This is a genomic window from Mycobacterium sp. 1245499.0, assembly GCF_001673615.1.
Classification (GTDB): domain Bacteria; phylum Actinomycetota; class Actinomycetes; order Mycobacteriales; family Mycobacteriaceae; genus Mycobacterium; species Mycobacterium europaeum_A.
Window position 1 is genome coordinate 1 of the sequence record NZ_LZMG01000421.1, and the last position, 6,456, is coordinate 6,456.

Annotated in this window: 7 protein-coding genes; 2 read left to right on the forward strand and 5 right to left on the reverse strand. The window is 67.2% G+C overall.

Annotated elements, in window-relative coordinates; all coding sequences use genetic code 11:
* The 3 genes from A5646_RS26205 to A5646_RS26215 form a co-directional block, all read right to left on the reverse strand.
* A partial coding sequence (locus A5646_RS26205) for a DUF732 domain-containing protein (protein ID WP_066867277.1) occupies positions 1 to 271 on the reverse strand: 271 nt, incomplete at its 3' end.
* Positions 272 to 396: 125 nt separating this feature from the next.
* The gene (locus tag A5646_RS26210; RefSeq protein ID WP_067025359.1) at positions 397 to 2,301 is read right to left on the reverse strand and encodes an ABC transporter ATP-binding protein; all 1,905 of its coding nucleotides are present in this window, start codon (positions 2,299 to 2,301) and stop codon (positions 397 to 399) included.
* Positions 2,298 to 4,064: an ABC transporter ATP-binding protein gene (locus A5646_RS26215; protein WP_067025362.1), complete on the reverse strand. Its 1,767-nt coding sequence runs from the start codon at positions 4,062 to 4,064 to the stop codon at positions 2,298 to 2,300. The genes A5646_RS26210 and A5646_RS26215 overlap by 4 nt, the downstream gene beginning before the upstream one ends.
* Before the next feature lie 181 nt (positions 4,065 to 4,245).
* On the opposite strand from A5646_RS26215, the gene A5646_RS26220 reads away from it, so the two are divergent.
* Both A5646_RS26220 and A5646_RS26225 read left to right on the forward strand, forming a co-directional pair.
* Positions 4,246 to 4,803 carry a DUF3558 domain-containing protein gene (locus tag A5646_RS26220; protein WP_067025365.1) on the forward strand — a complete coding sequence of 186 codons (558 nt, stop codon included), beginning with the start codon at positions 4,246 to 4,248 and terminating at the stop codon, positions 4,801 to 4,803.
* The gene (locus A5646_RS26225; protein WP_156765719.1) at positions 4,803 to 5,366 is read left to right on the forward strand and encodes a DUF3558 domain-containing protein; all 564 of its coding nucleotides are present in this window, start codon (positions 4,803 to 4,805) and stop codon (positions 5,364 to 5,366) included. The genes A5646_RS26220 and A5646_RS26225 overlap by 1 nt, the downstream gene beginning before the upstream one ends.
* A gap of 125 nt (positions 5,367 to 5,491) precedes the next feature.
* Here A5646_RS26225 and A5646_RS26230 read toward each other — a convergent pair whose 3' ends face one another.
* A complete protein-coding gene (locus tag A5646_RS26230; protein ID WP_067025371.1) occupies positions 5,492 to 5,995 on the reverse strand; it encodes a histidine phosphatase family protein in 504 nt (167 codons plus the stop codon).
* 15 nt (positions 5,996 to 6,010) lie between these two features.
* A partial coding sequence (locus A5646_RS26235) for an HNH endonuclease signature motif containing protein (protein ID WP_156765720.1) occupies positions 6,011 to 6,456 on the reverse strand: 446 nt, incomplete at its 5' end.

Sequence of the window (6,456 nt, forward strand, 5' to 3'; positions counted from 1 at the left end):
GCGTCAGGCTGGTGTGCCGGAAGATGTCGACGGTGACCGCGGTCGGCGTCTGGCCGGCGGCGAGTTCGGTGCAGACCTGGTGGCCCGTCTGCACGGCGGCTTGGGTGGACGGGAAAGTGACGCCGAGGCTTTGCATCTGGCCCAGGAACGCCGCGTCGGCGGTCTGCACGGAGCTCGCTGCGGCGGTGCCGGCGAAGCCGACGGCGGCGAGTCCGATGGCGGCGGTGCCGATTGCGGTGGTGGCCATCTTTGTGATGCGGCGGGAGAACATTGCTGCCACCCCTTTCAGGTGCGTTACTGAGTACGACGATCCCAGCGTCGCGTTTGTTCCTTGGTGTCTTCTCAATAACTTCTTGGTAGCGATCGCGGCCGCTTATCAATGCGCCCGCCAGGCGCTTATGCCTGTGTCATCTCGTAATACGTGCCGCGACGGGCGAGTAGTTCAGTGTGATTGCCCTGTTCGACGATCCGCCCGGCCTCGACCACCACGATGCGGTCCGCGTCGCGGATCGTCGAAAGTCGGTGCGCGATAATGAAACTCGTGCGATCGCGGCGCAGTTCACACATCGCGTGCTGGATGAGGGCCTCGGTGCGGGTGTCGACCGAGCTGGTCGCCTCGTCCAGGATCAACAGTTGTGGGCGGGAAAGAAACGCGCGCGCGATGGTGATGAGCTGCTTCTCGCCGGCGCTGATGTTGCCTCCGTCACCGCTGATCCGGGTCTGGTAACCCGCCGGCAGCGTCCGGACGAACGGGTCGACGTAGGCGGCCTTGGCGGCGTCGAGCACCTCGTCCTCACCGGCGTCCGGGCGGCCATAGGCGATGTTCTCCGCGATCGTCCCGTCGAACAGCCAGGTGTCCTGCAGCACCATGCCGATCCGCGACCGCAGCGACCGGCGGTCCAGCGTGCTGATGTCGACCCCGTCGAGCAAAATCTGTCCCGCGTCGACGTCATAGAACCGCATCAGCAGGTTCACCAGCGTGGTTTTGCCCGCTCCCGTCGGCCCGACGATCGCCACCGTGCTTCCCGGTTCGGCCACCATGGACAGGTCCTCGATCACCGGGGTGCCCGGGCGGTAGGCGAAGCTCACGTGGGCGAACTCGACGCGTCCACCGGGCCGCGGGGGGGTGCCGGCCCGCAGGGCAGGCACAGGATCCGGCGCCTCCTCGGGCTCGTCGAGCAGCGCGAAAATCCGCTCGGCGCTGGCCACCCCGGATTGCAGGGTGTTGTACATGCCGGCGACCTGGCTCAGTGGCGAGTTGAACTGCCGCACATATTGAATGAACGCCTGGATATTGCCCAGGGTGATGTGGCCGGTGGCCACCTGCAGGCCGCCCACCACCGCGACGGCGACGTAGCCGAGGTTGCCGATGAACGTCGTCGCCGGTGCCACCAGCCCGGAGAAGAATTGAGCGCCGAAACTGGCCCGGTAGACGTCGTCGTTGAGGGTGCGGAACTGCTCGCGCGCCGCCGCCTGGTGGCCGAACGTCGTGACCACCGTGAAACCGCTGTAGGTCTCCTCGATGTGGGCGTTCAGGCGGCCGATGCTGGTCCACTGCGCGACGAACAGGCGGTGGGAGCGTCGCGCGATCGCCCGCGTCGCCAACAGCGACAGCGGCACCGTCAGCACGGTGATCACCACCAGCAGCGGCGAGATGGACAGCATCATCGCCAGCACCGCCACCACGGTCAGGGCCGATGTCAGCAGCTGGCTGATCGTCATCGCCAGCGACGATTGGATGTTGTCGACGTCGTTGGTGACCCGGCTCAGCAACTCCCCACGCTGACGTCCGTCGAAGTAGGACAACGGCAGCCGGTGGATCTTGTCCTCGACATCGGAACGTAAGCCCACCATGGTGCGCTGCACGGTGGCGTTGAGCAGTCGCGCCTGTATCCAAATCAGCAGCGCCGAAACGAGATAGAGGGCCAGCGCCAACGTCAGCGTTCGTGCGACCGCCCCGAAGTCGACGCCGTGACCCGGGACCACGTTCATCCCGGACAGCAAGTCGGCGAAGGTGTCGGCGCCTCGGCCGCGTGCGGCGGCGACGGCCTGGGCCTTGGTCATCCCGGCGGGCAGCTGGCGCCCGATGACGCCGTTGAACAGCAAGTCGGTGGCATGCCCCAGGATTCGCGGGACGATCACCCCGATCGCCGTGCCGGTGATACCCAAGCTGATCACCGCGATGCACAGCCGTCGTTGCGGCGCAAGCCGTTTCACCAGGCGGGCGGCCGAACCCCAGAAGTCGCGCGACCGGGTTGCGGGGGCCGTCCGGTTGGCGGCCTGGGTGGCCGCGGCGGTCACGGTGGGCCCCCGGCTCGTCCGGTTCGCACCGCGCCGGCCGACTGCGAGTCGGCGAATTCGGCGTAGGTGGCGCAATCGACGAGCAGCGATTCGTGGGTGCCCGCGCCCACCAGCTTCCCGTTGTCGATCACGATTACCTGGTCGGCCGTGGATGCGATCGAAATGCGTTGTGTGACAACGATGACGGTGGCATCACCGGAGGTCTCCCGTAGCGAGGTGCGGACCCGCGCGTCGGTGCGCTCGTCGAGCGCGGCGAACGAGTCGTCGAACAAATAGATTGCCGGACGGCGGATGACCGCCCGGGCGATGGCGAGTCGCTGCCGTTGCCCGCCCGAGAAGTTGATACCGCCCTGGGCCACCCGCATCTGCAGCCCGTCATCGTGGGCCCGCACGAAATCGTCGGCGGCGGCCACCCGCAACGCCTCCCACATCTGATCGTCGGTAGGGACCTGATGCGGGGCGGCGCCGTAGCGCAGGTTGTCCGCGACCGTCCCGGAAAACAGGTAGCCGCGCTGGGGAACCAGCCCGATGGCCGACCACAGCCGCTCGGTCCGGTATTCGCGGACGTCGATGCCGTCGATCGAGACGGCGCCGCCGGTCACGTCGTAGAGCCGGCAGATCAGCGAGACCAGCGTCGACTTGCCCGAACCGGTGCTGCCGACGATGGCGGTGGTGGTTCCGGGCGCCGCGGTCAGCGAAATGCCTTGCAGCACTGGGCGATCGGCGCCCGGATAGGTGAAGGTCGCGCCGTGCAGCCGCACGACTCCGGTGATGGCGCCGCGCGGGGACCGCGGGCTCGGGGGGTCGGTCACCGCCGGCCGGGTGGCGAGCACCTCGGTGATCCGCTCGGCGCACACCGAGGCGCGCGGCAACACCACCAGCGTCATCGTCGCCATCAACACCGCCATCAGGATCTGGGTGAAGTAGGCCAGGAAGGCGGTCAGCGAACCGACCTGCATCTGGCCGCGGTCGATGCGCAACCCGCCGAACCAGATCAGCGCGACGCTGGACACGTTGATGGTCAGCGTGGTCACCGGCAGCATCAACGCTTGCCAGTTGCCCGCGGTCAGTGCGGTGTTCGACAGCGCGGTGTTGGCGCGGGCGAAGCGGTCTCGTTCGAAACCTTCCCGCGCGAACGCGCGGACCACCCGGACGCCGGCCAGCTGGTCGCGCAGCACCCGATTGATGCCGTCGATCAGGCCCTGCATCCGGCGGAACAGGGGCAGCATGTGCGACATCACCCAGTAGTTGGCTACCGCCATGATCGGCACGCTGACCAGCAGCAGCCACGTCAGCGCGGCCTCCTGGCGGATGGCCATGAAGATCCCGCCGAGGCACATGATCGGGGCGGTCACCAGCACCGTGGCGCTTATTTGGACCAGGTACTGGATTTGCCGCACGTCGTTGGTGCTGCGCGTCAACAGCGTCGGCGCCCCGAATCGGGCGGTCTCGCGTTCGGAGAAGGTGGTGACGTGCTCGAAGATGGCGGCGCGCAGGTCGCGACCGAAGCCCATCCCGGTGCGCGAGCCGACATAGATCGCCCCGACCGAGCACAGCACCTGCAATGCGGTGACCCCGAGCATGACCATGCCGAGCCGAACGATGGTGGTGGTGTCACCCTTGGCCACGCCCTCGTCGATGATGGCGGCGTTGACGGTAGGCAGGTACAGCGACGCGAGGTTGCCGATCAGCTGCAGCACCATCAGCATCGCCACCAGCCGTCGGTACGGCTGGATGTACTGGCGCAGCAGTGCCAGGAGCATGGGCTAACTGTCGCACACCGTCCGCGCGGCCGTGCCCGGCAACCGCCGGACGGTCCAGGTCCGCACCCCACTTGTTGCGGCCCCGAAATACCTGCTCAGGCGCGTCGGTGGTTGACCCGCTGGGCTGCCGCTACAGTGCATCGTGTGGACCAGCAGCGGGCGGAGCGGAAGCAGGGTAGCGGTGCGGCGTAGCACGAGGGCGCTGGCTCTCGTGGCGTCAGCAGTGACGATCCTGATCCCCGCGGCTGCGGGCTGCTCCGATTCCGGCGGCAACAAACCGGGCGCTACGTCGTCGTCGACGCCGCAGAACGGCCAGGGCAGCCACGGTGCGATGTTCCCGCAGTGCGGCGGGATCAGCGACCAGACCGTAGCGGAGCTCACCAAGGTCACCGGGCTGATCAACACCGCCCGCAACTCAGTGGGGTGCCAGTGGCTCGCCGGTGGTGGCATCCTGGGGCCGCACTTCTCCTTCTCCTGGTATCGCGGCAGCCCCATCGGTCGCGAACGCAAGACCGAGGAGCTTTCGCGGGCCAGCGTCGACGACATCAACATCAACGGCCATAGCGGTTTCATCGCCATCGGCAACGAGCCCAACCTGGGTGACTCGTTGTGTGAGGTGGGCATCCAGTTTCAGGACGACTTCATCGAGTGGTCAATCAGTTTCAGTCAGAAGCCGTTTCCGCCGCCATGCGACATAGCGAAGGAACTCGCTCGTCAGTCGATTGCGAATTCGAAATGATGACCTCGACGCGTTCCCGGGCCGGCAGGACCGCGGTTGCCGCCGCGATCGTGGTGATCGCCGCGCTGTTGGTGTTGACGGGGTGTTCCCGCTCGATCGGGGGCAACGCGGTCAAGGCGGGCGGCAATGTGCCCCGCAACAACAACTCTCAGCAGCAGTACCCGAACCTGCTCAAGGAATGTGAGGTCTTGACCAGCGACATCCTGGCCAAGACGGTGGGCGCCGACCCGCTCGACATTCAGAGCACCTTCGTCGGTGCGATCTGCCGCTGGCAGGCGGCCAATCCGGCCGGGTTGATCGACATCACCCGGTTCTGGTTCGAGCAGGGCAGCCTGTCCAACGAGCGCAAGGTCGCGGAATTTCTGAAGTACAAGATCGAGACCCGGTCGATCGCCGGGATCGACTCGATCGTGATGCGGCCCGACGACGCGAACGGTGCGTGCGGCGTGGCCAGCGACGCCGCCGGGGTGGTCGGATGGTGGGTCAACCCGCAGGCGCCGGGCATCGATGCGTGCGGTCAGGCCATCAAGCTGATGGAGCTGACGCTGGCCACCAACTCCTGATCGAACCTCAGCGCGGCGACGATGCAGCCGGCGCAGCCGGGTGCGGAGGAGCCGGGCAATCGAACCTTAGCGCGGCGACGATGCAGCCGGCGCAGCCGGGTGCGGAGGAGCCGGGCAATCGAACCTCAGCGCGGCACCTCGAAGTCGATCAGCGTCGCCCCGCCGAGTTCGACCTCATTCCACGCGCCCGGCACGGTGAGCACCGCGATCGCCGACGTTGGAAACTTGGCCGAAATTCGTTCGGCGGCAGCGGTATTCGTACGTCCGGCGCCGCCCAGTCCCAGCGCCAGGGCCGACATCGTCGGCTCGTGTCCGATGACCAGTAGCGTGCCGACGGCGTCGTCCACCGTGTTGATCTCGTCGATCAGCGTGCCGGGAGTGCTCGCGTAGAGGCGCTCGCTGTATCGCACCGGCGCATCGATGCCGGTGTTGAGCAGCGTCTCGCGGGTGCGCGTCGCCGTGGAGCACAGCACGCCGTCGATGGCGGGCGCGTTGGCGCGCAGCCAGTCGCCGGCCAGCCCGGCTTGGCGGATGCCGCGGGGCGCCAGCGGCCGGTCGTGGTCGTCGACGCCCGGCGGGTAATCGGACTTCGCGTGCCGCATCAGCAGCAAGGTGCGCTGGTCAGTCACGAGCAATCAGATTAATCAGTGCGGCGGCAGATCGTCGTCATCACCCAGCAGTTTTTCGGGGTGGTGGAAGGTGTTGGTGCGGGGTTGGCCGGTGTCGAGGTGTGGGGGTGGGATCCATTGGGTGTCGCCGTGGGTGTTTTTGCGGGTGGTCCAGCCGCCGGGGCGTAGTAGGCGGTGGTGGGGGCCGCAGGCGAAGGTGAGGTTGTTGACGTCGGTGGTGTGGCACTTGCTGTAGTCGGTGACGTGGTGGACTTCGCAGTAGTAGCCGCCCACGGTGCAGCCGGGGCTGCTGCAGCCGCGGTCCTTGGCGTACAACACGATTCGTTGGCCGGGTGAGGCGAGGCGTTTGGTGTGATAGAGCGCCAGGGCCTTGCCGTTGTCGAAGATCGCCAAATAGTGGTGGGCGTGGCGGGCCAGGCGGATGACATCGCTCATCGGCAGCAGGGTGCCGCCCCCGGTCA